This window comes from Providencia sneebia DSM 19967 (genome assembly GCF_000314895.2).
Classification (GTDB): Bacteria; Pseudomonadota; Gammaproteobacteria; order Enterobacterales; family Enterobacteriaceae; genus Providencia; species Providencia sneebia.
The window spans coordinates 3,418,068-3,444,124 of sequence record NZ_CM001773.1; the positions used below are offsets into that span (position 1 = coordinate 3,418,068).

The 26,057-nt window shown below is 39.2% G+C and carries 21 protein-coding genes; 4 read left to right on the top strand and 17 right to left on the bottom strand.

Annotation, left to right across the window (positions count from 1 at the left end; genetic code table 11):
* Window positions 1-2: 2 nt before the first annotated feature.
* The 16 genes from dnaE to rpsB all read right to left on the bottom strand — a co-directional run bounded on the left by dnaE (window position 3) and on the right by rpsB (window position 18,961).
* Window positions 3-3,485, bottom strand: a complete 3,483-nt coding sequence (dnaE, locus tag OO7_RS14125) for a DNA polymerase III subunit alpha (protein WP_008916608.1) — start codon at window positions 3,483-3,485, stop codon at window positions 3-5.
* 5 nt (window positions 3,486-3,490) lie between these two features.
* On the bottom strand, window positions 3,491-4,090 hold the full coding sequence (gene rnhB / locus OO7_RS14130; RefSeq protein ID WP_008916609.1) for a ribonuclease HII: 600 nt from the start codon (window positions 4,088-4,090) through the stop codon (window positions 3,491-3,493).
* Window positions 4,090-5,244: a lipid-A-disaccharide synthase gene (gene lpxB, locus OO7_RS14135; RefSeq protein ID WP_008916610.1), complete on the bottom strand. Its 1,155-nt coding sequence runs from the start codon at window positions 5,242-5,244 to the stop codon at window positions 4,090-4,092. Before lpxB ends, rnhB begins: the two co-directional genes overlap by 1 nt.
* Before the next feature lie 52 nt (window positions 5,245-5,296).
* Window positions 5,297-6,094, bottom strand: a complete 798-nt coding sequence (gene lpxA, locus OO7_RS14140) for an acyl-ACP--UDP-N-acetylglucosamine O-acyltransferase (protein WP_008916611.1) — start codon at window positions 6,092-6,094, stop codon at window positions 5,297-5,299.
* A 1-nt stretch (window position 6,095) separates the two neighbouring features.
* Window positions 6,096-6,548, bottom strand: coding sequence for a 3-hydroxyacyl-ACP dehydratase FabZ (fabZ, locus tag OO7_RS14145; RefSeq protein ID WP_008916612.1), 453 nt, complete (start codon window positions 6,546-6,548; stop codon window positions 6,096-6,098).
* A gap of 131 nt (window positions 6,549-6,679) precedes the next feature.
* Window positions 6,680-7,717 carry a UDP-3-O-(3-hydroxymyristoyl)glucosamine N-acyltransferase gene (lpxD, locus tag OO7_RS14150; RefSeq protein ID WP_008916613.1) on the bottom strand — a complete coding sequence of 346 codons (1,038 nt, stop codon included), beginning with the start codon at window positions 7,715-7,717 and terminating at the stop codon, window positions 6,680-6,682.
* Between the two features lie 3 nt (window positions 7,718-7,720).
* Window positions 7,721-8,215: a molecular chaperone Skp gene (gene skp, locus OO7_RS14155; RefSeq protein WP_008916614.1), complete on the bottom strand. Its 495-nt coding sequence runs from the start codon at window positions 8,213-8,215 to the stop codon at window positions 7,721-7,723.
* Between the two features lie 89 nt (window positions 8,216-8,304).
* On the bottom strand, window positions 8,305-10,719 hold the full coding sequence (gene bamA / locus OO7_RS14160; protein WP_008916615.1) for an outer membrane protein assembly factor BamA: 2,415 nt from the start codon (window positions 10,717-10,719) through the stop codon (window positions 8,305-8,307).
* Between the two features lie 40 nt (window positions 10,720-10,759).
* A complete protein-coding gene (gene rseP, locus OO7_RS14165) occupies window positions 10,760-12,112 on the bottom strand; it encodes a sigma E protease regulator RseP (protein WP_008916616.1) in 1,353 nt (450 codons plus the stop codon).
* 8 nt (window positions 12,113-12,120) lie between these two features.
* Entirely contained in the window at window positions 12,121-12,981 is an 861-nt protein-coding gene (gene cdsA / locus OO7_RS14170; RefSeq protein WP_008916617.1) for a phosphatidate cytidylyltransferase, read from the bottom strand.
* A gap of 12 nt (window positions 12,982-12,993) precedes the next feature.
* Window positions 12,994-13,746 (bottom strand): polyprenyl diphosphate synthase, encoded by a 753-nt coding sequence (gene uppS / locus OO7_RS14175; RefSeq protein ID WP_008916618.1) that lies wholly within the window; start codon window positions 13,744-13,746, stop codon window positions 12,994-12,996.
* Window positions 13,747-13,925: 179 nt separating this feature from the next.
* Window positions 13,926-15,125 carry a 1-deoxy-D-xylulose-5-phosphate reductoisomerase gene (ispC, locus tag OO7_RS14180; RefSeq protein WP_008916619.1) on the bottom strand — a complete coding sequence of 400 codons (1,200 nt, stop codon included), beginning with the start codon at window positions 15,123-15,125 and terminating at the stop codon, window positions 13,926-13,928.
* Window positions 15,126-15,426: 301 nt separating this feature from the next.
* The gene (frr, locus tag OO7_RS14185; RefSeq protein ID WP_008916620.1) at window positions 15,427-15,984 is read right to left on the bottom strand and encodes a ribosome recycling factor; all 558 of its coding nucleotides are present in this window, start codon (window positions 15,982-15,984) and stop codon (window positions 15,427-15,429) included.
* Between the two features lie 108 nt (window positions 15,985-16,092).
* A complete protein-coding gene (gene pyrH / locus OO7_RS14190; RefSeq protein WP_008916621.1) occupies window positions 16,093-16,821 on the bottom strand; it encodes a UMP kinase in 729 nt (242 codons plus the stop codon).
* A 297-nt stretch (window positions 16,822-17,118) separates the two neighbouring features.
* Entirely contained in the window at window positions 17,119-17,970 is an 852-nt protein-coding gene (tsf, locus tag OO7_RS14195; RefSeq protein ID WP_008916622.1) for a translation elongation factor Ts, read from the bottom strand.
* 265 nt (window positions 17,971-18,235) lie between these two features.
* Window positions 18,236-18,961, bottom strand: coding sequence for a 30S ribosomal protein S2 (gene rpsB / locus OO7_RS14200; protein ID WP_008916623.1), 726 nt, complete (start codon window positions 18,959-18,961; stop codon window positions 18,236-18,238).
* Window positions 18,962-19,592: 631 nt separating this feature from the next.
* Between rpsB and map the strand changes: the two genes are divergently transcribed.
* The 3 genes from map (at window position 19,593) to OO7_RS14215 (ending at window position 23,645) form a co-directional block, all read left to right on the top strand.
* Window positions 19,593-20,390: a type I methionyl aminopeptidase gene (map, locus tag OO7_RS14205; RefSeq protein WP_008916624.1), complete on the top strand. Its 798-nt coding sequence runs from the start codon at window positions 19,593-19,595 to the stop codon at window positions 20,388-20,390.
* 610 nt (window positions 20,391-21,000) lie between these two features.
* Window positions 21,001-22,626: a benzoylformate decarboxylase gene (mdlC, locus tag OO7_RS14210; protein ID WP_008916625.1), complete on the top strand. Its 1,626-nt coding sequence runs from the start codon at window positions 21,001-21,003 to the stop codon at window positions 22,624-22,626.
* 68 nt (window positions 22,627-22,694) lie between these two features.
* Window positions 22,695-23,645, top strand: coding sequence for an AEC family transporter (locus tag OO7_RS14215; protein ID WP_008916626.1), 951 nt, complete (start codon window positions 22,695-22,697; stop codon window positions 23,643-23,645).
* A gap of 144 nt (window positions 23,646-23,789) precedes the next feature.
* Here the strand turns inward: OO7_RS14215 and OO7_RS14220 are convergent, their stop codons facing one another.
* Entirely contained in the window at window positions 23,790-24,125 is a 336-nt protein-coding gene (locus OO7_RS14220) for a DUF1622 domain-containing protein (RefSeq protein ID WP_008916627.1), read from the bottom strand.
* A 507-nt stretch (window positions 24,126-24,632) separates the two neighbouring features.
* Between OO7_RS14220 and OO7_RS14225 the strand changes: the two genes are divergently transcribed.
* Window positions 24,633-25,871: an ammonium transporter gene (locus OO7_RS14225; RefSeq protein WP_008916628.1), complete on the top strand. Its 1,239-nt coding sequence runs from the start codon at window positions 24,633-24,635 to the stop codon at window positions 25,869-25,871.
* Window positions 25,872-26,057 lie beyond the last annotated feature (186 nt).

Here is a 26,057-nt window from a genome sequence, read left to right on the forward strand (position 1 = left end):
TTTTAGTCAAATTCTAATTCTACCTGCTCATTACCCAGCAGAGTTCGCAGAGAATTCAGAAGAGCATCAACGGGTGTTACACGCCAAATAACGCCAAATTTAAGTTTGGCTCTAGCATCATCCTTCTGATAATACAAATGAACCGGGATCGTCCCTGAACGATAGGGTTCAAGAGCACTGCGAAGTCGGTTCAGTAATTGATCATTAATTTGTTTGTCTGACAGTGAAATTGCAAGCCCTCGAGCATATTTTTCTCTGGCTTCACTAATATCCATGAGCTCTCGCACTGTCATTTTATTACCACCATTGAAATCATCAAAGCTGACCTGACCGGTGGCAATAAGGATACTGTCTTTTTCCAACAAATGTTGGTATTTATCTAGCGCATCTGAAAATAACATAATATCCAGACGACCGGAACGATCATCAAGCGTACAAATCCCAATGCGATTTCCACGTTTCGTCGTAATGACTTTTGATGAAAGCACTAAACCTACCACAGTTGTCACTTGACCACGAGGGGTTGGGTTCACATCTTTTAATCTCAAGCCATTAGTATAGCGTTCAATCTCATTTAAGTATCGAGTTATTGGGTGCCCTGTTAAATAGAGCCCTAATGTCTCCCTTTCACCATCTAAAACAACTTGTTCTGGCCATTCGGGAATGCTTGCATAAGAACTTTCAACTTGTTCTGGCGCTTCAGCCAGTACACCAAACATATCTGTTTGCCCAATAGCTTCCGCTTTTGCATGCTGATCTGCTGCTTTTAATGCATCTTCAAGAGAAGACATTAAAGCGGCACGGTGGGGACCTAAATGATCAAACGCACCCGCCATGATCAATTTTTCCATCACACGGCGATTTATTTTCTTTATATCAACACGAGCACAGAGATCAAAAATCTCTTTAAAAATACCACCTTTCTGCCGCGCTTCAATAATCGCTTCGATCGGCCCTTCACCAACACCTTTAATTGCACCAATACCATACACAATTTCACCTTCATCATTAACATGAAAATGGTATAGGCCACTATTAATATCTGGTGGTAAAACCTTAAGCCCCATCCGCCAACATTCATCGACAAGGCCAACGACTTTTTCCGTATTATCCATATCCGCAGTCATTACGGCCGCCATGAATTCAGCAGGATAATGCGCTTTAAGCCATAATGTTTGATAAGAAACTAATGCATAGGCCGCTGAGTGAGACTTGTTAAATCCGTAACCGGCAAATTTCTCCACCAAGTCAAAGATTTTCATTGATAGCTCACCATCAACGCCATTTTTAATCGCACCGTCTTTAAAAACAGAGCGCTGCTTAGCCATCTCTTCAGGTTTCTTTTYCCCCATTGCACGACGCAACATATCTGCGCCGCCAAGGGTATAACCCGCTAAAACCTGAGCTATCTGCATAACCTGTTCTTGGTAAAGAATAATACCGTATGTTGGCTCTAAAACAGGTTTTAAAGACTCATGTTGCCATTGTACATCAGGATAAGAGATCTCTTCGCGCCCATGTTTACGGTCAATAAAGTTATCAACCATGCCGGATTGCAAAGGGCCCGGACGAAAGAGTGCGACTAGCGCTATCATATCTTCAAAACAGTCAGGACGCAGGCGCTTGATCAGATCTTTCATTCCTCTTGATTCAAGCTGGAAAACGGCTGTGGTCTCTGAGCGCTGCAACATGTCAAAACTTTTTGTATCTTGCAGTGGAATAGCTGCAATATCAATCGGTTCAAGGCTTTTTTTCGCTCGCCTTGCATTGATCATTTCCAATGCCCAGTTGATGATTGTTAATGTGCGCAATCCCAAGAAGTCAAATTTGACTAATCCTGCATATTCAACATCATTTTTATCAAATTGGGTAACTGGGTTTTTCCCTTCAGCATCACAGTATAGCGGAGCAAAATCGGTAATTTTTGTTGGTGCAATAACGACACCACCAGCATGTTTACCAGCGTTACGTGTGACACCTTCTAATTTACGCGCCATATCAATTAGCGCTTTAACTTCCTCATCTGCCTCATAAATTTCAGGTAACTGAGGTTCGGCTTCAAAAGCTTTTTCTAATGTCATTCCTGGGTCAGGCGGCACTAGCTTAGAAATTCTATCAACAAAGCCATAAGGGTGACCAAGGACACGGCCAACATCACGAATAACCGCTTTTGCTGCCATAGTACCAAATGTAATGATCTGGGATACCGCATCACGCCCATACATTTGAGAAACGTGATCAATGACTTGATCTCGTTTTTCCATGCAAAAATCGACGTCAAAGTCAGGCATGGAAACACGTTCTGGGTTTAAGAAACGCTCAAAAAGTAAGTCAAATTCTAAAGGATCAAGATCTGTGATTTTCAGAGCATAAGCAACAAGTGAACCTGCACCAGATCCCCTTCCCGGCCCGACAGGAACACCATTATCTTTTGACCATTGGATAAATTCCATGACTATCAAGAAGTAACCGGGAAATCCCATTTGGTTAATAACGTTAAGTTCAATGTCTAAACGTTCATCATATTCAGGGCGTTTTTCCGCTCGGACTTTTTCATCTGGAAATAAAAACTGAAGGCGTTCTTCCAACCCTTCTTTAGATCGCATGACCAAAAAGTCTTCAGTTGCCATATCTCCGGTAGGAAATTGAGGAAGAAAATACTCACCAAGGCGGATTGTGACGTTACAACGCTTAGCAATCTCTACACTGTTTTCCAATGCTTCAGGGATGTCAGCAAACAGCTCACACATCTCTTGTTCAGTTCGTAAGTATTGCTGAGGGCTATAATTTTTAGGGCGCTTAGGATCAACTAATGTAAAACCATCATGAATAGCAACGCGAATTTCATGTGCATCAAAATCACCACTATCAATAAAACGCACATCATTGGTTGCAACAACGGGTAATCCCCTTTGTGTTGCGAGTTCGACTACAGCATGTAAATAGCTTTCCTCATCTGGTCGCCCTGTTCGGATCAATTCTAGATAATAGCTACCAGGAAAATGCATTTCATAGAATGATAGACATTCATCAACTAATGCCTGATTACCACGCAATAAAAATTGCCCAACATCACCTTGTCGCCCACCAGAGAGTAAAATTAAACCAGCTTTATGTTTAACTAGCCAGTCCCGATAAATAGTCGGGCCTAGAGCGCCATAGCCTTTTTGATAAGCTTCAGAGATAAGTAATGTTAGGTTTTGATAGCCCTCATTATTGCGTGCAAGCACTGTCAAGTGAGCAACTTCATCACCGAGTTGTTCACTTTCAACATAAAAATCCGCACCAATAATTGGTTTAATTCCCGCGCCATGTGCTGCACCATAAAATTTCACTAATCCACATAAATTAGTAAAATCTGTTATAGCAAGTGCAGGCATCCCCATAGAGGCTACTTTTTTGACTAACGGACCGGTTTTTGCCAGACCATCAATCATGGAATAGTCACTATGAACACGTAAATGAATAAAACGAGGTTCAGCCATCAAATTTATACTCTAATTTGCGCTTCTAATACACGACGCACAGGTGCAAAGCTTTTACGGTGAAAATCTGTTGCCCCATGTTGTGTGAGTTTTTCTAAGTGGTAAGCTGTTGGATAGCCTTTATGTTTTGCAAATCCATACTCCGGATAGATTTTATCTAATTCTACCATTTCTCTATCTCGGATCACCTTTGCCAAAATAGATGCAGCACTAATTTCTTGTACCAAGCTATCACCTTTAACAACCGCTTGTGATGGCATACTCAATACAGGGCAACGGTTTCCATCAATTAAAACGAAGTCTGGCTTGATACTTAATCCTGCAACAGCACGCTGCATAGCTAACATAGTGGCATGCAAAATATTAAGTTGGTCAATTTCTTCTGGCTCTGCTCGACCGACACACCAACACAACGCTTTTTCTTGGATTTCAACAAACAGTTTTTCGCGTTTTTTCTCAGTGAGCTTTTTTGAATCAGTCAATCCAACAATAGGATTGCTAGGATCTAAGATAACAGCCGCAGTCACCACTGCACCAACTAGCGGGCCTCTGCCAACTTCATCTACACCTGCAATTAAGTTAGCTTTAGGGTATATAAAATCCATTAATTTCTAACCAAATTTAATACAGCATCAGCAGCTTGCTTATCCGCATCACAACGGATTAACTGATGAAGCTGTAAAAATGTTTCTTTTAATTCATCAACCTGCTCACCACCTTCTAAAAGTGGCATCAGTTGCTCAGCAAGTCGCTCAGGTTGACACTCTTCTTGCAATAACTCTTTAACAACCTCTTTCCCTGCCAATAAGTTAGGTAAGGAAACATAAGGTGTTTTGACTAACCGTTTAGCAAGCCAAAAAGTAAATGGCTTCATGCGATAACCAACTACCATCGGGCATTTTGTCAACATACACTCAAGCGCAGCCGTACCCGAGGCAAGTAAAGTTGCATCTGCTGCAATCATGGCATCTCTTGCCTGACCATCCAACATATGAACCATGAGTTCTGGAACAACTTGTTGGCGAATAGAATCAAATTGTTCTGTGCGCTTTTGATTAACAAGGGGAACGATAATATGGAGATCAGGAAAATGTTCCTTCAATATTTTTGCCGTTTTTAAAAAATCTTCACTTAACATTTCAACTTCTGAATGTCGACTTCCCGGCAAAATAGCTAAACATTTTACATGTTCTGGTATTCCAAGGCGCTGTCTCGCTTGAGATTTATCAACTTGCAAAGGAATAGCATCAGCCATTGTGTGACCAATAAAGCGGCAAGGCACATTAAAACGATCATAAAAAGCTTTTTCAAAAGGTAAAAAGGCCAGCACTAAATTCGTTGCTCGACCAATTTTGAAAACCCTTTTTTGCCGCCATGCCCATACGGACGGGCTGACATAATGGATAGTTTTAATTCCCTTTGATTTTAATTTTTCTTCTAGCGTGATATTAAAATCAGGCGCATCAATACCAACAAAAATATCGGGTTGTAATTGAGTAAATCGTTTGGTGAGGTCTTTACGAATTGACAATAAGCGAGGCAGTCTACCAAGGACTTCAACAATTCCCATCACTGCAAGCTCTTCCATTTCATACCAAGCTTCACAGCCTTCAGCCTGCATTAACGGTCCAGCTACACCAACAAAACGGGCATTAGGGACTTGCTGTTTAAGAGCCCGGATCAGACCAGCGCCTAAAATGTCGCCAGAAGTCTCTCCTGCAACAAGGCCAATAGTAAGTGGGCGGCTATCATTTACCAAAATTCGCTCCTTAATAAAGGCCTTGATTTCGTTAATCTTAAATTAGTTAAGATTAACGAATAATACCACGATTAGATTCTGCTGATTTTTCAAGAAAATCACTAAATACTTTCACATAAGGGTTCGTTTTTGCCAGTTCAGTAATTTCTTCACGGGCTTCTTCTAATGACTTACCTGATCGGTAAAGTATTTTATAAGCATTACGAATGGCATGCAGCGATTCTTTATCAAAACCGCGACGTTTTAACCCTTCAATATTTAAACCATAAGGTGTTGCATGATTACCTTGAGCAATCACATACGGAGGTATATCTTGCGCAACACCAGAGCACCCACCAACCATAACATGAGCGCCAATTTGACAAAATTGGTGAACAGCCGTCATCCCACCAATAATAGCAAAATCACCAAGTGAAACATGGCCACCTAATGTTCCATTATTTGCAATGATGCAGCGATTACCAATGATACAATCATGGGCAATATGTGCATTAATCATTAGTAGGTTATCATCACCAACTTTAGTTAATCCACCGCCTTGAACTGTGCCACGGTGAATAGTAACACTTTCGCGAATACGGTTTCTATCACCAATTTCTACGCGAGTTGGCTCACCTTGATATTTCAAATCTTGGTTAATTTCACCAATAGAAGAGAACTGAAAAATCACGTTATCACGGCCAATTTTTGTATGACCATTAATAACAATATGTGATTTAAGCTCAGTACCTTCTCCTATTTCAACATCAGCACCAATATAACAAAAAGGGCCAATGCGAACATTGGCACCGATACTTGCTCCATCTTCAATAATGGATGAAGGATGAATACTGGCTGTTTTATCAATCATATCAGACCTCACGGCGGCGGGCACACATCATTTCTGCTTCGCAGGCCACTTCTCCGTCAACTTTTGCAACGCCTTTAAAACGTGCAACGCCACGACGTTCTTTGATAAATTCAACTTCTAGGATCATTTGGTCCCCAGGTAAAACAGGACGTTTAAAGCGAGCATTATCTATTGCTGCAAAATAGTACAATTCACCCGGCTCTAATTTGCCAACACTTTTAAATGCTAGAATTCCTGTTGCTTGTGCCATTGCTTCCAGAATAAGAACGCCCGGGAAAATAGGCTTACCTGGAAAATGCCCTTGGAAAAATGGTTCATTGAATGACACATTTTTTACTGCACGTAAGGATTTACCTTCTGTAAAATCCAGTACACGGTCAACCAAAAGGAACGGATAACGGTGTGGAAGCAGCTCTAAAATTTCTTCTATATGCAGAGTATGATTATCACTCATCGAAATACTCTTCCTGTCTATGAATGCAATGTAAATTAATGAATCGGCCTGCTTTAACCCTTTTATCAGGTCAACAGGCAGGCCGGAAAACGTAACTCAAGTGGGTTATTTTAACCTGAATTACAAAATACTTACTGATCTTTTTTAGGTTGGCTGTCTAATTCACGTTCAACCGCTTTTAATCTTTTATTCATCTCATTGATATTTAAGACTAAAGCAGCTGTTTTACGCCAAACTTTATTAGGCTGCAAAGGGATGCCAGACGAATATACACCCGGTTCAGTGATTGGTCTCATGACCATTCCCATTCCAGTGACCGTCACCTTATCGCAAATTTCCATATGACCATTGATTACGCTTGCACCGCCAATCATACAGTAGCGACCGACCTTTAAGCTACCCGCCATGATAACACCACCAGCAACTGCTGTGTTATCACCAATAATAACATTGTGTGCAATTTGGCATTGGTTATCAATGATAACACCATTACCTATAACAGTATTATCCAGAGCACCACGGTCGATTGTGGTGCAAGCACCAATTTCAACACGGTCACCAATAATGACTGTTCCAAGCTGAGGTATTTTCACCCAATTACCACGATCATTGGCATAACCAAACCCATCAGCACCAATAACTGTGCCCGATTGAATTAAGCATTGTTCGCCGATTTCGATATGATGGTAAATGCTAACATTTGCCCATAAACGACTGCCAGCACCAATTCGTGTATTTTTACCGACAAAACAACCCGCGCCAATAACAACATTATCGCCAAGTACAACACCACTTTCGATAACTGCATTTGCACCGATAGAGACATTCTCACCAATTTTTACATCTTCAGCAATAACAGCTGAGGTATGAATATCTTGAGCTGGACTTGGTGTAGTATCCAAAATCTGCGCCATACGAGCATAAGCCAGATAAGGATTATCAACGACAAGTGCGGATACTTGACACGAATTAAGGTCTTTTGCTGTTAGAACGACAGCAGCGGCCTTACATTCAGCCAATTTATCACTATAACGGCTATCAGATAAAAATGTAATTTGTTGATTATTTGCTGAATACATCGGAGCAATACCGGTGATAACAATATCGCCATCACCGTGTAACTGTGCATTCAACTGCTGAGCTAAATCAGCCAATCGAATTGAAGGCATCTATTATTTAACCTGTTTTTGAACCTTGCTGGTGATATCGACGCTATCTTTTGCATAAGCAACTGCGTTTGCATCAATAACAACATCATAGCCTTCTTTCGCAGCAATAGATTTAATTGAATCTTGAATGCGGCTTAGGATTTTATTGCGTTCTTCCATTTGACGACGACGATTGTCCTCTTCAAATTTTTGTGCTTTTTCAGCAAATTGGTCACGCTTAGTCATCAGCTCTTTTTCTTGCTTTTCACGATCGCTTTGCTTCATTGTCGCACCATCACGACGTAATTTTTCAACGCGTGATTGCAAATCTTTTTCTAGATTTTGCAACTCTGTTGCACGGCTCTTGAATTCATTCTCAAGTTGTTTAGCTACCGCTTCACGTGCAGGCATATTTTGAAAAATTTCGCCAACATTTACGACAGCGATTTTATCTGCATAAGCACCAGCTGACATCGCTAAAGCCAAACCTACACCTGCGGCACACAACAATTTTTTCACACGAAACTCCTTAACCCATATTTATGGCTGGAAATTTTGGTCACCCCCACACTAATTGTGGGGGAGTCCTTAGATAGACTTAATACAGCTTACCATGTTCTACCAATATTGAATTGGAACTGCTCTGATTTATCACCTTCGTAGTCTTTAATCGGCTGCGCATAGGAGAATACGAGAGGTCCAAGTGGTGACATCCATTGTAAAGCAACCCCCGCTGATGAACGGATATTCGTTGCTTTACCATAATCAGGCATGCCTGCGCGCCATTGTGGATTAATGCTATTCCAGTTGGTATCCCATACCGTACCTGCATCAATGAAGACAGAGGTACGAACTGCATTCGCATATTTCTCATCAATAAATGGCGTAGGTGTAATCAATTCGAATGATGCTGTATACATTGCATTACCACCAACCGCATCACTTGATGGGCTTCCCGGCTCAGGTCCGACTTTCCCATTAACATTCTTCAAATAAACGGCTTTTGGACCAATATTATTCGAGCGGAAACCACGGAGTGTACTAGAACCACCGGCATAGAAGTTTTCATAGAATGGCATTTGCTTACCACCAAGGCCATCCCCAAAACCAGCTTGCGCACGACCAAGAACGATCCATGTGGCATCTTCATTGATTGGATAATACTGAGCGGTATCAAAACGCAATTTATAATATTCGTTATCCGAACCTGGTACTGTAACTTTACCTGAAAGGCTGGTTTTATTACCCGAAGTAGGGAAGAAACCACGATCCAATGAGTTGTAAGTCCAACCCACATTTAAAGTAAAGTCATCAGCGTTAAATTTCTCTTTATTACGTCCATCAGAATTAATGTGCGGATAATCTCCCATAGAATTGAGATATTCCCACATTGCAGCTTGAGGGCGCATATCCGATAAGGAGTTATGGACATAGCCCGCTCCCAAACGGAAAGAGTTATTTTCATTGAATGGGAAGCTTAAGAAACTATCCAATCCATAGGTTTTATTGGTATAACCAGATAAGTCAGCATCTTTAGCACGGAAATCGTTATAGAAAATACGACCACCTAAGCTAACACCATTTACGGTAAAGTATGGATCAGTAAAGGACATTTCAACGTTTGTTGAATAATCATTTTTACTTGCGTTGACGCCAACAGCATTACCCGTTCCTAACCAGTTATCTTGTGTTACACCAACTTGGAAACTTACGCCACTTTCCGTACCGAAACCAACACCAAAGTTCATTGAACCGGTATTACGTTCTTTAACTTTATAAATGACATCAACTTGATCAGGACTGCCCGGAATACGCTGAGTTTCGACATCAACCGTTTCAAAGAATCCAGTACGATTAAGGCGTTCTTTACCTAATTCAACAAGATCATTTCCCAGCCACGCACCTTCCATTTGACGCATTTCGCGACGTAGAACAGTATCTTTACTGGTATCATTTCCTTGGAAACGAATTTGGCGAACATAAAAACGGTTACCTGCATCAATGTTGACATTCAGCTTAACAGTTTTATCTTCATCATTGATTTCAGGTTGAGTCATTACACGCGGGTAGGCATAACCATAACGACCCAATAGGTCCTTAATTTTGTTTTCCATGCTCGTTACTTGAGCACCGTTGTATAACTCACCCGGCGTAATAGTAATCAGCTCTTTAATTTCAGCTAAATGATCAGCTGTATTACCGTTGATATCAACACTGGAAATCTTATATTGATCACCTTCTGTGATATTAATTGTAATATAGATATCTTTTTTATCTGGTGTCAGACTGACTTGAGTGGAGTCAATATTGAAGCGAGCATAACCGCGGTCTAGATAGAAACTACGAAGTGTTTCTAAGTCACCCGCTAATTTTTGCTTTTGATATTTTTGGTCTGCAGTTAAGTTCCACCATGGTACATCATCACGTAATTGGAACTTATTAACCAATTCTGCTGTTGAATAGTTTTTGTTTCCTACTACGTTAATCTGCTGAATTTTTGCAGATACGCCTTCAGAAAACACAAACTTTAAATCAACACGGTTACGAGGTAATGGTGTAGCAACGGCTTTTACTGTCGCATTGTATTTACCAACACTATAGTAAAAATCTTCTAGACCTTTCTCAATATTTGATATTTTCGTGCGGTCTAATGCTTCACCTACGCGAATATTTGATGCTTCCAAGTTTTGTTTGAGCATATCATCTTTCACAAATTTATTACCGGTGAAAGTGATACTCGCGATGGTTGGTCGCTCTTTAACTTGAACGATCAGCGTGTTTCCATCACGCAGGACCCTAACATCTTCGAAGTTACCTGTAGAGAAAAGAGAACGAATTGAACGGCTAATATCTTCGTTATCAATCGAATCACCGACCCTTACAGGCATATTCAATAATGCTGCACCAACGGCGACGCGTTGTAGACCTTCGAAACGAATGTCTTTAACTACGAATCCGTCTGAACCGTATGCAGTGGCGCTGCCGAGTAGCAGCGACGCTATGAGCAACTTTTTCATCGCCATCGTTGTTATGCGTATTCCTTACTGGTCCCCAGCTTACTTATCAGAAGCGAGAGAAATCATTAAAAAGTGCAAGTCCCATTAACAGAATCAATGCCATTGCACCTATCCGATAACTAAAGTCTTGTACTCGCTCAGACACTGGACTTCCTTTAATTTTTTCAATTAATAAGAAGAGCAAGTGCCCCCCATCTAATACAGGCAATGGAAACAAATTGATAATGCCCAAATTCACGCTGATTAGCGCAATGAACATCAAATAATATACCAAGCCTGACTCTGCCGATACCCCCGCACCTTTAGCGATAGAGATCGGCCCACTCAAGTTGTTAAGTTTGACATCACCAACAACTAATTTACCCATCATATTTACGGTCAGTTTCATCAACTGCCAAGTTTTATCGCTAGCTTGAACCAAAGACTCTAACGGTCCATATTCCTGAACCATTCTATATTCATCAGCTAACGGTATCACTGAAAGTTCTATGCCCGCAAATCCAATTTTTTCACCACCCTTTCCATTTTGCGAATCAGGCGTCAACTCAAGGGAAATTAGTTGTCCATTTCTTTCAACACCCAACTTCAAAAGTTGATTAGGACTATTACGAATAATCCGTGTTAGTGGCGTCCACACATCTAAGGCTTGACCATTAACACTAACAATTCTATCACCGGGCTGTAAACCTGACTTTTCACCGGCTAATCCTTGCGAAACGTTTAAAATCACAGGATCAATTTTTGCTGAAACTGGCATAATCCCCATCGAAAGTACAGGATCTTCTTTTTCAGGATCAAATTGCCAATGCGTTAAATCAATCGTTTTAGTGACTGGTTCACTAAATCCTTGCGGTAAAACTTCTGCCGTTAATTGACGGTCTCCAATCTTACCGACTAATGCGAAACGAATCGCACTCCAATCAGGCGTTTCGATGCCATCAATTGATTTTAGTTCCATTCCCGGCAAAATATTTGCTGTTGCAGCGACAGAATCTACCTTCACATCTTCGATAATTGGACGTACTGATGGTATTCCCATCATAAAAACAATCCAATAGACAACTATGGCTAAAAGGAAATTTGCTATCGGACCTGCGCTAATAATTGCCGCTCGCTGACCAATGGTTTTATTGTTAAATGCAAGATGACGACGTTCAGGGCTCACATCCCCAACACGCTCATCCAACATTTTGACATAGCCACCTAAGGGAATTGCTGCAATAACATACTCGGTTCCTTGCTTATCAACCTTACGCCATAATGTTTTGCCAAAACCAATTGAAAAACGCTCAACATAAACACCACAGCGTCGTGCAACCCAAAAATGACCAAACTCATGAACTGTTATCAATACGCCAATTGCGATGATAAATGCAGCTAAACTCCAAAAAAATCCCATTGCCAACCTTAGAGACCAAACCCATTAAAAACCAACAGATTTAACCCTGCAAATACAGGAATTGCAGCTGTTAGACTATCAATTCTATCAAGAATTCCACCATGCCCAGGAATTAAATGGCTACTGTCTTTTATCCCAGAATGCCGTTTAAACATACTTTCTGTTAAGTCACCGAACACAGATACTACAACAACAATAATTGATGTTACCAATAAATAATCAGGTATTGGGATTGGCGCATAAAGACTAAATAGCCATGAGATAATTCCCGCAGTAATTAACCCGCCAATAAGCCCTTCCCATGTTTTACCCGGGGATACTTTTGGTGCCATTTTATGACGCCCCATAGTGCGCCCAAAAGCATAAGCGCCAGAATCAGCTCCCCAAACTAATAGCATGACATATAATAGCCACCAAGCACCAAAGAAAGTGTCACTATGATAGCCAATTGTTCTAAGTACCATCATGCCGCAATAAAAAGGAATAATCGTCAGTACACCAAATAAAATTTGGACACTCGTTGATTTTCCCCATATTTGCGCAGATGCAGGGAAAGTAATCACGAGCAATATAGCAACTATCCACCAAGCAAGACCAGCCCATAGGCCATACAGAATAATAGGTTCATGTGCTAATACGGTGATATCACTAAAAGAAAACTGTATCGCAAGTAGCGCAATACCAAACACAACTCCAAGAGCTACGCGTTTCGCTTGAGAGTGCCAACCGACAAATTGAGCCCATTCCCATGCTGCTAATGCACATATCGCAATAACGACATAACCAAATACAGCAGGTGAAAGAAAAAATAGAGCGACAATAACCAGCGGAATTAAAATTATCGCAGTAATTAAACGATACTTCAGCACAACTGACTCCTTTTATTTAACGAGTTCATCATCTGACTCAGCTCCACCATAACGTCGTTCGCGCTGATTAAATGCATCGATTGCATTTTGAAAAACCTTTTCATCAAAATCAGGCCACAGCACATTCGTAAAATAGAATTCAGCATAAGCAACTTGCCACAACAGAAAGTTACTAATACGGTGCTCTCCACCTGTTCTGATAACTAAATCAACATTTTCCTGATCATGCATGCACACATGCTGATCGATGGTTTCTTCATCGATATCATCAATAGAAAGTTGGCCATTTTGCACTTGTTGGAAAATCGTTTTCATACTGTTTGCGATATCCCATCGACCGCCATAATTTGCAGCGATATTTAATCTCAGACCTGTATTATTGGCAGTCAAATCTTGCGCTTTTTTAATGCGTTTTTGTAGACGTTCATTAAATCGACTAATATCACCGATAATAAGTAATTTCACATTATTTTTATGCAATTTTTTTACTTCATTATCTAGAGCAAAAACAAATAACTCCATAAGAGAGCTGACCTCTTTTTCAGGTCTTCTCCAGTTTTCGCTGCTAAACGCATATAATGTCAATGAACTAATATTGTTTTTGACTGAAAAACGTACAGCATTACGCACTGACTCAACACCAGCTTTATGACCAGTAATCCTCAGTTTTCCTCTCTGCTTAGCCCAGCGCCCATTACCATCCATAATAATGGCAACATGCTTTGGCCCCACAGAATGAGCGAGACCTTCACTACTAGAGTTCATTAAATATTGATCCTTATGTGCACCACATCAAAAATTTAGCACAATAATAGCCTCTATCATTGCGTTTGCTGATAAGGCACACTTTTDGTTCTCAGCTAAATACTACCATGACTTTTTATTTTATATACTTTATATGTAAAAGACTTATTGTACCTAGCAGCAATTAAATAAATCCCATATCAAACTGAAAATGATTGCTTAATGACTTGTTCAGCTTCACTTCTTGCCTGAGTGTCGATTTCTAAGACCTCATCGATCGAAACAGGTTCAGATAAATGTAATTTTTCTAATGTCGCGAGATTAATTTTGGCGATATCAGTGAAACGTATTTTACCGTCAAGAAATGCTGCAACCGCAATTTCATTAGCACCATTAAGTATGGTTGTCGCGGCTTGACCTTCATGGCATGCATCTATCGCTAATTTTAAACAAGGATATCGTCGATAATCTGGCTGAGTAAAAGTGAGAGATGATAATTGGGTGAAATCAAGCGGTTCTACTCCCGATATAATACGTTCTGGATAAGCCATGCTGTAGGAGATTGGCGTGCACATATCCGGCGTTCCCAATTGGGCAATCACACTACCATCTTTATAACGAACCATAGAATGAATAACTGATTGAGGATGAATGATAACTTCCATCTGCGACTGTTGGGCATTGAAGAAATAACAAGCTTCAATATATTCTAACCCTTTATTCATCATCGTTGCAGAATCAACAGAAATCTTACGTCCCATAGACCAATTTGGATGGTTGCAAGCTTCATCAGGTGTAACATGGTCTAAATCTGATAAAGCAGATTCTCTAAATGGACCACCAGAGCCCGTTAAAATAATACTAGAAATGCCCGATGCGGATAAATCAGCAAACCCAAGGTTTGATTGAATCTCTTTTGGTAAGCACTGAAAAATTGCATTATGTTCACTATCAATAGGAAACACTGTTGCATTATGTTCACGAATCGCATTAAAGAATAGGCGACCACTGGTTATCAATGATTCTTTATTCGCTAATAAAATTCTTTTTCCTTTACGGATAGCGGCTAATGTAGGAAGAAGGCCCGCAACGCCAGTAATCGCAGACATAACTTGGTCAACTTCATCAAGGCCAGCGAGCTGTATTGCAGATTCTCTACCTGAAAGCACTTCAGTTTTACAGTTATTTTCAGAGAGAATAGTACGCAACAATTGCGCAGATGTCTCATCAACCATAGAAGCATATTTAGGATTAAATTCCATGCATTGATGGGCTAGCTCTTGGACATTTTGACCAGCAACTAATGCGATAACTTGAAATTTATCGAGATTGTTTCTGACAACTGAAAGTGTACTTTTACCGATTGAGCCTGTTGATCCCAGAATAGTAAGACGTTTCATTGTGAACGGGTACTCTGTATTTATTCAATACTGAGATTATATCAGCTTGAGTGATAAGAAAGGATGTTTATTGAGTCTGAATATTTTAGCTATATTCAGTATATTTCAAGTTACAATCCCAGCAGCATTAAGATATAGACATCAATTTCGTAGTAGAAATTGCTTGAATCTCAATACTTTTTCAGAATTATCTATTTTTCGAAAAACAGACATACTCAAATTAGGGAATTTGTAACTCAAAATAAAATTGATATAAAACCATCTTAACAAATCGATAAGATGGTTTTACTGAATCAATAGATTAAAAATCCATCAACTCTGTTTCTTTTTGAGCTAATGCTTCATCAACTTTTTTAATAAAGTTATCAGTCAATTTTTGAATGTAATCTTGTGAACGGCGTTCGTCATCTTCACTAATTTCTTTATCTTTTAGTAAAGCTTTCACTTTATCATTTGCATCACGACGCACGTTACGAACTGAAATACGGCCTTGTTCTGCTTCTGCTCTAACAATTTTAATCAAATCTTTACGACGTTCTTCAGTCAACGCTGGAAGTGGAACGCGCAAAACTGAACCAGCAGAAGATGGATTCAGACCTAAATCGGATGACATAATTGCTTTTTCAATTGCTTGTGACATTGAACGATCAAAAACAGTAATCGCTAATGTGCGAACATCTTCAACCGTAACGTTTGCTAATTGGCGCAAAGGCGTTGCAGAACCATAATAATCAACCATGATGCCATCAAGTAAACTTGGTGATGCACGGCCGGTACGAATTTTGCTAATTTGATTTTTTAATGCTTCAACACTTTTTTCCATACGGTCTTGAGCATCTTTATGGATTTCATTAATCACGTTTTCAACCCTTAAGAACAGATTATTAAAGGCCGCAATGCAGCCTCGCTTAAATACTTTGAATTTACGTTAAATAATACAATTAAACTCAAAGGATGTCTCTGAGTATTAATTGTGAGAAATCAGAGTTCCTTCATTTTCACCCATCACAACGCGGCGTAAAGCGCCTGGTTTATTCATATTGAAAACTCGGATAGGCAAATTATGGTCACGAGCTAACGTAAAGGCTGCAAGATCCATAACTTTTAGTTCACGTTCAAGAACATCTTGATAGTCCAGTTTTTCATATAGAACAGCATCTGGGTTTTTAGCAGGATCATCTGAATAAACACCATCAACTTTTGTTGCTTTCAGAACAACATCTGCTTCAATCTCGATCCCACGCAAACACGCAGCTGAGTCAGTGGTAAAGAATGGATTACCTGTCCCAGCTGAAAATATCACCACACGGCCGTGACGTAATAAGCTAATAGCTTCAGCCCAGCTATAGTTGTCACAGACACCATTAAGTGGAATTGCAGACATAAGTCTTGCATTAACATATGCACGATGTAAAGCATCACGCATGGCTAACCCATTCATTACAGTTGCTAGCATTCCCATATGGTCACCGACCACACGGTTCATACCTGCTTGTGCCAGACCAGCACCACGAAATAGGTTGCCCCCGCCAATCACCACACCGACCTGTATTCCCAGTTCTATGAGTTCTTTGATTTCCTGAGCCATACGATCTAAAACGCTAGCATCGATACCAAAACCTTCTGCTCCTTGTAAAGCTTCGCCACTGAGCTTGAGCAGAATACGCTGATAAACGGGTTTCGCATTGGTTGCCATGGTGTTTTTGTCCTACATGGATAATTTATTGGGGTTAATTTACGCAAAAGGATGGAAGCCTTGCGCACCGACATTTCCTATACCTTTCATTATTCAAGTTTTTTAAATATAAAGGTATAGCTAATATACACAAAATAGTTCAAGTGATATTAATGCAGCAAAGAGATGTTACTCTAATCAAACAAGTCATTATGTGACTTAAGCCATTACGCTTTACCACGTTTATACCAACAACAATTGAACTAAATACGCGCATAAAACAGAGCCGCCAACTGGCGGCTCTTTCAAACCTGATGTTTACTTACTCATTGCAGCAACTTCAGCTGCGAAATCAGTTTCAACTTTTTCGATACCTTCACCAACTTCAAAACGGATGAAGTTAGTTACTTTTGCATTTTTCTCTTTCAGCAGTTCGCCAACAGTTTTGCTTGGCTCCATGACAAATGGCTGACCAGTTAGAGAAATTTCGCCAGTAAATTTGTTCATGCGACCGATAACCATTTTTTCAGCGATTTCGCGTGGTTTACCAGATTGCATAGCGATATCCAACTGGATTTGGTGCTCGTGAGCAACAACATCAGCTGGTACATCGTCTGGAGAAACATATTCAGGCTTGCTTGCAGCAATGTGCATAGCGATATGTTTCAGCAATTCTTCATCTGCGCCTTCAGCTGCAACAAGAACACCGATACGAGCACCGTGCAAGTAGCTACCTACTTGAGCACCTTCTAGCATTGCAATACGGCGGATGTTGATGTTTTCACCGATTTTAGCAACAAGTGCAGTACGAGCATCTTCGAATTTAGCTTTAACAGCTTCGATGTCAGTATTTTTGTCAGCAACAACAGAAGCCATTACTTCTTTACCAAATGCGAGGAAACCAGCATCTTTAGCAACGAAGTCAGTTTCACAGTTCAGTTCAATCAGAACACCGCTTTTACCATCATTGAAAACTTCTGCCAGGATAACACCTTCAGCAGCAACACGGCCTGCTTTTTTAGCAGCTTTTGCTTGACCTGATTTACGCATGTTGTCGATTGCTAATTCAATATCACCATTAGCTTCAACTAGTGCTTTTTTACATTCCATCATACCTGCGCCAGTACGTTCGCGCAGTTCTTTTACCAATGCAGCGGTAATTCCAGACATGTGATTTATTCCTCGATATACCGAGTGGAAAACTCCACAGGGATAATTCTGATTCAGATAGAAAGGGGCCATGACGGCCCCTTTCTAACCAATATATATACTGTCATATTTCATGCGACATCACGATGCACTTGCCAATAGGTAGAATCACAACCTTACATTGATGATTCTAAATGGTTTTATTTACCGCCTATTTGATGCCACTAGAACTATTTAGTGTATAGCAATACCTGGTTAATAAGGGCTCTTATTCGAGCGAACCTTATTATTCAGCTTCGACTAAGCTTTCTTCTGCTTGGACAGCCAGATCTTGAGAACGGCCTTCACGAACAGTAGCTGCTACAGCACCCAGATACAATTTAATTGCACGGATTGCATCGTCGTTACCAGGGATAACGTAGTCAATTCCGTCTGGATCAGAGTTAGTATCAACGATAGCAAATACTGGGATACCCAGGTTGTTTGCTTCTTTGATAGCAATGTGTTCGTGTTCTGCATCGATAACGAACAGAGCGTCAGGTAAACCGCCCATATCTTTGATACCGCCTAAGCTGTTTTCTAACTTACCAAGCTCGCGAGTACGCATCAGTGCTTCTTTCTTGGTCAGTTTGTCGAAAGTACCATCTTGAGATTGGATCTCTAGATCTTTCAGACGTTTGATTGATTGACGAACAGTTTTCCAGTTAGTCAACATACCACCTAACCAACGATGGTTAACGAAATACTGATCACAGCTGTTAGCAGCTTCTTGAACGGCTTCGCTTGCTGCACGTTTAGTACCAACAAACAGAATTTTGCCTTTGCGAGAAGCAATTTTAGTCAATTCAGCCAAAGCTTCATTGAACATTGGAACGGTTTTTTCCAGGTTGATGATATGTACTTTGTTACGCGCGCCAAAAATGAAAGGTTTCATTTTAGGATTCCAGTAACGAGTCTGGTGACCAAAGTGTACGCCCGCTTGTAGCATATCGCGCATGGAAACAGTTGCCATTTAATACCTCTGTATTTAAGTAATTGGGGTTATGCCTCCACGAATCCCATACTACCGACTCTAAAGCTGCGCCTAAACGCATAAGAGCACCCCGGTGTACGTGTCGATTCGTGTGTGTTATTACACAATTGAGTTTAGTTTACGCTAATTCATTATTCTATTAGTGAGTGTTCCTCGCCATTACGTCAGAACACCTCTAAAGAAAATATATGAATTGCCGGCGCGTTTTATACCACAAACAGGCTAAATAAGCCAACTTTTATTGCTTATTATGGCGATAAAATAGCCCCAAAATTCCTATATCAAGTTTGTAATATTTTTTAATAGTCCATTTTAATTTTTGTTAAGCTATTTTTTTGCATTTTGTGCTATGAAAGGCTCAAATTGAATAAGAAATGTTAGAGACAGAGGTATTCTTAAAGAAGACTTGATGACACCGTGTACTTCATATGTATGTAGTTTAAAAAATATGTTTGTTACTACCTCAAACCTTCACAACCTCTAGTTGGCAGAAAATGTGGTGGCTGATACCATTAACATTATAGAGAGTAAACAGCTAACCAGATTGGTTGTTTATTAAACTTTTTTATATTTGTATGTCACAAATTGCTGACGTAACTGGACAGAATTCATGGCTATTATTATTAAGACCGAAGAAGATATTCAAAAAATGCGCGTTGCTGGCCGTTTAGCCGCAGAAGTTTTAGAAATGATCGCGCCTCATGTCAAACCAGGTGTGAGTACTGGTGAGTTAGATCGCCTATGTCACCATCATATTGTTGAAGTTCAACAAGCTATCCCTGCTTGCTTGAATTATCATGGTTTTCCGAAATCAGTCTGTATTTCAGTTAATGACGTAATCTGCCACGGCATCCCAAGTGATGATAAAATTTTAAAAGAGGGTGATATTGTCAATATTGATGTCACCGTAATTAAAGATGGTTTCCATGGTGATACTTCGACGATGTTTATCGCAGGCAAACCAACTATCCAAGGCGAACGCCTGTGTCAAATCACCCAAGAAAGCTTATATCTAGCCTTACGCATGGTAAAACCGGGTATTCGTCTGCGCACACTTGGTAAAGCAATCCAAACATTTGTTGAGAAAAATGATTTCTCAGTTGTTCGTGAATATTGCGGTCACGGCATCGGTGAAGGTTTCCATGAAGAACCTCAAGTCCTGCATTATGATGCAGATGATAGTGGTGTCGTTTTACAAAAAGGCATGGCATTTACAATTGAACCAATGGTTAACGTTGGTGATTATCGCCTACGTACAATGAATGACGGTTGGACAGTAAAAACAAAAGATAGAAGCTGGTCTGCACAATATGAACACACGCTTGTCGTAACAGATAATGGCTGTGAAATCATGACATTACGTAAAGATGAAGAACCGTTTATTTCTGCCGTATTAGTAAACGAGTAATCACTTTTTTACAATAATAAGTGCTATTTTTTACTAGCCCCGCTTGCCGGGGCTTTACTGTTCCAGTCAAGATCACTTTAGTTTTTTCAATATGAAAACTATCGGTGTTACCTCACCAGTTTATCCTATTCATAAATAAGAAGTTATATAACATATATATTCTTATTTATTTTCACCCCCATCGTGAATTTATAGAAATAATATATAACAATTAATTTTATAGTTAATAGATAAATATTATTAACAATAGCTAATTCTTTAAATTTAAATAAAGCAAACTAATTAAATAACAACTATCTTATTGCTATATTTAATTAACCTTAACTTCACGATAATTTAACCGATCAACTCCATAAACAACAATCATAAATAAATGGTAATTCAAACCAATTTAATTCAAATAATGAATGGTTTTATATTGGCAAATACTGAAAATATCAATATTTAGTCATGATAAATTCATTACGTTTTCTATATTGAGTGCTATGATAAATAAATGCCTACCCTACTAAATTAGATTATTAACAATAATTTATACGTCTTTATTTTTTATTATCCTAAAACCTGCATGACCACTATTAACTTTTCTGACCTAAGGAATTAGTACAGTATGAAGGTAAAAACAATTCGCGATGTCACTTTTGATCTATTACGCCAACTTGAATTAACCACTTTATTTGGTAACCCAGGCTCAACAGAAGAGACTTTTTTAAAAGATTTTCCAGAAGATTTCCGTTACGTGCAAACATTGCACGAATCATCCGCAGTTGGTGCAGCCGATGGCTATGCACAAGCAACTCGCAAACCCGCTATTGTAAACGTTCATACTTCCGCAGGTTTAAGTAACTCAATGAGTAACATCATGACTGCGGCACAGAATAAAACCCCATTAATTATTACCGCTGGAAACCAAACGCGAGAAATGTTACTCATGGAACCATGGCTAACGAATGTTTCTCCTACTGAGTTGCCTAAACCATGGATAAAATGGAGCTACGAGCCAGTCAGAGCTGAAGATGTCCCTGCTGCATTTATGCGAGCTTATGCGATGGCACTACAGCCACCTGCCGGCCCTGTCTTTTTATCTATCCCATTAGATGATTGGGATAAACCTGCGCTAGGTGATGCTGTCGTGCGGAGTGTCGCATCACAATATGCACCAGATCCTACCCGTATTTCTCAATTTGCAGACCTACTCTCAACGGCTAAAAACCCTGCACTGATTTATGGAGCTGGAATTGCTCGTGGACAAGGTTGGGATATTGGTATTCAATTAGCCGAGAAATTGAATTGCCACGTATTCAGTGCACCCGCATCTGAAGTGCCATCATTCCCTGAAACTCATCCTCTGTATGCGGGTGGCTTGCCTTTTGCTATTGAGCCATTATCAAAAAAACTAGCAGGCTATGATGTTGCTATTGTTATTGGAGCACCAATATTCCGTTATTATCCCTATGTAGCTGGCGAATACATTCCAGAAGGATTGCAGTTATTGCATATTACGGATGATCCTAATGAATCAGGAAGAGCGCCTGTTGGTGACAGCTTATTATCTAGCCCAGTGTTGGCACTAGAAGCCTTGTTCAACCTTGTACAAAAACGCGCTGCCACACCGCCTCAAACGCCACAGCAATCGCACGGAATGTCTCCTCATCCTGCTGCTGAACAGCAAGAAGGTGATCAACTTTCAGCATTAGAACTGTTTAAAGGTTTGCGTGAATTTACACCTGAAAATACAGTATTAGTTGAAGAATCCCCCTCTAACCTTGGCGAGTTGCATACCGCATGGCCAATTGATAAGCCTGATTCTTTTTATACTTTTGCCAGTGGAAGCCTTGGCTGGAATTTACCTGCGAGTATTGGTATTGCATTAGCCGAAAGAGATAGCGGTAGAAATCGCCCCGTTATTGCCATTATTGGTGACGGTTCTTTGCAATACTCAATTCAAGGTTTATGGACAGCTGCTCAGCTAAAATTACCAATACTGTTTGTTGTGCCACGTAATGGTGAATATGCAATTTTGAAATCTTTTGCAAAATTAGAAGATTCTCCAGGTGTTCCGGGTCTAGATTTACCTGATTTAGATATTGTTTCTTTGGCAAAAGGCTACGGCTGTATTGGTGTACGTGCTGAAACATTAGATGAAATCAACCAAATCTGTAAGGAAGCATTTTCTCGTTCAGTCCCTACAGTCATTGAAGTTCCTATTATTCCAACAACACCGCCTTTGTTGTAATTAAATAAACTAAAGGGCGCAATTAATATTATTGCGCCCTATTTTTTCGAATAATAAGAGGCTATCTGATGTTAGATACAATTATTACTGCGTTATTGCCAATCGTGGTAACGCTTTTACTCGGATATTTTGCAGGGTTTCGGCATGATTTCAATAAAGATCAAGCCACTGTTTTAAATAAAATGGTGATGTTATATGCATTACCATTATTGCTATTTGCAGGAATTTTGAGCACTCCATTAACTGAGATAATCAGTAATGTTGATGTTTTCTTGTGGATCTTCGTTGGTATGGTTGTGGGATTTATTGCTGTTTTTCTTATCTCGCGCTTTATCTTCAAATCTAGTGCGCGTTTAGCCGCATTACGAGCTATTGCTATTGCAGGCCCCGCAGTACCTTTTGTTGGAACGCCCGTATTAGGAGTGCTATTTCCTATTGATGCAGATATTGCAATTGCAGTTGGCAGCTTATTAATGAATTTAATTCAGGTTCCATTAGCCTTAGTCTTTTTAGTGGGAGCTGATGCTAATGATACTTCAACAAGCAAACAAAGCGCTTTTTCAGTTGTTGTCAATAGTATAAAAAATGCAATTATCCAACCTGTTGTATGGGCACCAATCCTTGCTTTCATTTTATTATTAATTGGCTTGGATATGCCGAAGTTCTTAAAAGGCTCATTTATTTTATTAGGTCAAGCAACGGGCGGGGTGGCATTATTTGCTGTCGGTGCTGTTCTTTACGCACAAAAAGTCAGTTTCTCTATCCCTGTCATCATCAACGTACTTAGCAAGAATATTTTATTACCATTAATTATTCTGGTGATAATGATCGCGTTATCTATACCTCATGTTGAACGCGGTTTAGTTTCGGTTACCTTAGCAATTCCTACAGCATCAATCGCGGTTATTTTTGCGGTGGAATATAAAACAGGTGAACAAGAAATGGCATCAACACTATTTTGGAGTACGATTTTATCCGTAATAACTATGGGTGGCTTTATTTGGTTTACAGGAAGCTAACCAAGTTTTAGATTGATTGAAAATAAACGACCATGAAAATATTATTAATATCTCTTTTCATGGTCGTCATTTTTAGAATGAAAATTTTATAAAAAACTAAAGATAACCTAAAAAATCACACTTAAACCGCACTTAATTACCTTTTTATTTCTCTTTAATAGGTTGGTGCTCTAGTTCTTTCGCTAAGAAATAGTTCAAGAATGTTCTAATTACCGCAATAATGGCTAACTTAATTAGACTATCTAAATCAGGATCTACTGTTGTTACTAGAATATCAGCAGCAAGTTGAAACTCTAATGCGGTTGCTAACCAGTTACCAAAACAGTAACGGGCCGCTCTCCCCCCTTTCATTTGGAATAAAACAATTAATGTTTTAATTAATCCAATGACGACACAAATCACCGAAATGGTTTCTAGGGCAAGCTGGAAAAAACGAACACATGAGATTAATAGTTCACGTAGAAAAATCAAATCGAACATTTAGTACCTCAATCATAGAGTTAAAGATGCTGATTTCAACAATACCAAATATAATCAATGAGTGCTCTTTAATAATTAAATAAATATCAAATAAAATACCAAATAAATATTTTAATATTTCATAAATAAAATTTATTGATTAGAACAGAATATATATTATTGAGCTTTTTTCTTATTAATTAAAAAATACTTTTATATGAATAAATGTATCAACTAAAACAAACAATCATAAAAAGACTAATACTATATAATTATTTTTAATTCTTCATTTTCAACCTATCATACAAACCTAACTAAAATTAACATTAAAATATTTTTATGTAGTAAACTTATATTAATATAATATGAGTAACGTAAAAGATTAGTCTTATATTGTTCTTTATTACGCTAATAATGCTTAATTAACATAATAATCATAAATAAAGTCTATAATATTTTTTTTACTTTATTTTTAATTTAAATAATGGTACTCAATAGCGTATATAATTCTTAATATTGGATATGCTTATGGAAAACATATTATCTGTTTTAGATGTTCCTAATACGGCTTTTATGCTTTTGTGTACAAGCCTCGTTATGTTAATGACACCCGGGCTAGCATTTTTTTATGGCGGATTAGTTTCCCGTAAAAGTGTAATCACCATTATGTCCCAGAGTTTTTTCTCCATGGGATGGGTAGCTATTATTTGGTTTGTAGTTGGTTATTCACTGTCATTTGGTCCTTCTGTCAATGGTATTATTGGTGATCCATTCTATTATGCATTTCTGCATAATGTTGGCCCACAAACTATGTATACTGGAAATGATGGTGGATTACCCTTATTAGTCCATTTTGGATACCAAATGATGTTTGCCATTATAACCCCAGCTTTAATTACAGGGGCTTTTGCAAACCGCGTTAATTTTCCAGCTTATTTAATCTTTTTAACATTGTGGACCTTATTTGTTTATTGCCCTTTTGTTCATATGGTTTGGAGCCCTGATGGTATTTTTGCTAAATGGGGTGTTGTTGACTTTGCTGGAGGGATTGTTGTTCACGCAACAGCCGGATTTGCAGCAATAGCATCAGCTTTATATGTCGGCAAAAGAATGGTTCCTTCTGATGGAACGCATAATATTCCTTATATTGCATTGGGTGCGGCATTATTGTGGTTTGGTTGGTACGGATTTAACGCGGGTTCAGAGCTACAAGTCAATACCGTTACTGTATCTGCCTTTATGACAACCGATATTGCTGCGGCTTTCGCTGCCATCACTTGGTTTATTATTGAGCGAGTGCACACAGGTAAACCTAAATTAGTGGGCTTTTTAACAGGTGCTGTTGCAGGTTTAGCCACCATTACCCCCGCTTCTGGATATGTATCAATATCCTCAGCGGCCATTATCGGGATCATAGCAAGTATTGTTTGTTACACTGCTGTATTCTTAGTTAGACGCCATTTAGATGATGCTTTGGATGTGTTTGGTGTGCATGGTGTTGGCGGGATTACAGGTTCTATCTTAGTTGGTGTTTTTGCATCAACCATTTGGAACCCGGCAGGGCCTGCTGGATTACTCGAAGGAAATGGATTCCAAATAGTTAAGCAACTTGTTGCCGTCGTCTTTACCAGCCTTTGGTCATTTATTTTTACTCTATTAATTCTTTGGATTATCAATAAATTCACACCTGTCAGAGTTGATCAAAAATCTGTTGGCGATGAATTAGATAGCATTGAATTTGATGAAGATGCTTATAGAGAAAAATAGAAATGATTCTCGCTACAAAGTGATATTGTTATAAAAGGGAAGCCAAGCTCAGAGAAATATTTACCTATCTCTGAGCTATTATTAAAACTAAAGTTGATATGGCTTCCTAAAATAATCATAGCATTATGTTATGTTGTTGCGAATTTATTCTCGTTTACGTAGTACAAAAACCAACACATATCGTTA

Bases quoted from the DNA above. Each gene is read 5' to 3' on its own strand.
- lpxA (WP_008916611.1), bottom strand. From the start codon at position 6,094: ATGATTGATAAAACAGCCAGTATTCATCCTTCATCCATTATTGAAGAT.
- fabZ (WP_008916612.1), bottom strand. From the start codon at position 6,548: ATGAGTGATAATCATACTCTGCATATAGAAGAAATTTTAGAGCTGCTT.
- OO7_RS14215 (WP_008916626.1), top strand. From the start codon at position 22,695: ATGTTAGATACAATTATTACTGCGTTATTGCCAATCGTGGTAACGCTT.
- lpxD (WP_008916613.1), bottom strand. From the start codon at position 7,717: ATGCCTTCAATTCGATTGGCTGATTTAGCTCAGCAGTTGAATGCACAG.
- OO7_RS14225 (WP_008916628.1), top strand. From the start codon at position 24,633: ATGGAAAACATATTATCTGTTTTAGATGTTCCTAATACGGCTTTTATG.
- rnhB (WP_008916609.1), bottom strand. From the start codon at position 4,090: ATGGATTTTATATACCCTAAAGCTAACTTAATTGCAGGTGTAGATGAA.
- mdlC (WP_008916625.1), top strand. From the start codon at position 21,001: ATGAAGGTAAAAACAATTCGCGATGTCACTTTTGATCTATTACGCCAA.
- OO7_RS14220 (WP_008916627.1), bottom strand. From the start codon at position 24,125: ATGTTCGATTTGATTTTTCTACGTGAACTATTAATCTCATGTGTTCGT.
- rseP (WP_008916616.1), bottom strand. From the start codon at position 12,112: ATGGGATTTTTTTGGAGTTTAGCTGCATTTATCATCGCAATTGGCGTA.
- map (WP_008916624.1), top strand. From the start codon at position 19,593: ATGGCTATTATTATTAAGACCGAAGAAGATATTCAAAAAATGCGCGTT.
- uppS (WP_008916618.1), bottom strand. From the start codon at position 13,746: ATGAACTCTAGTAGTGAAGGTCTCGCTCATTCTGTGGGGCCAAAGCAT.
- rpsB (WP_008916623.1), bottom strand. From the start codon at position 18,961: ATGGCAACTGTTTCCATGCGCGATATGCTACAAGCGGGCGTACACTTT.
- pyrH (WP_008916621.1), bottom strand. From the start codon at position 16,821: ATGGCAACCAATGCGAAACCCGTTTATCAGCGTATTCTGCTCAAGCTC.
- tsf (WP_008916622.1), bottom strand. From the start codon at position 17,970: ATGTCTGGAATTACCGCTGCATTGGTAAAAGAACTGCGCGAACGTACT.
- bamA (WP_008916615.1), bottom strand. From the start codon at position 10,719: ATGGCGATGAAAAAGTTGCTCATAGCGTCGCTGCTACTCGGCAGCGCC.
- ispC (WP_008916619.1), bottom strand. From the start codon at position 15,125: ATGAAACGTCTTACTATTCTGGGATCAACAGGCTCAATCGGTAAAAGT.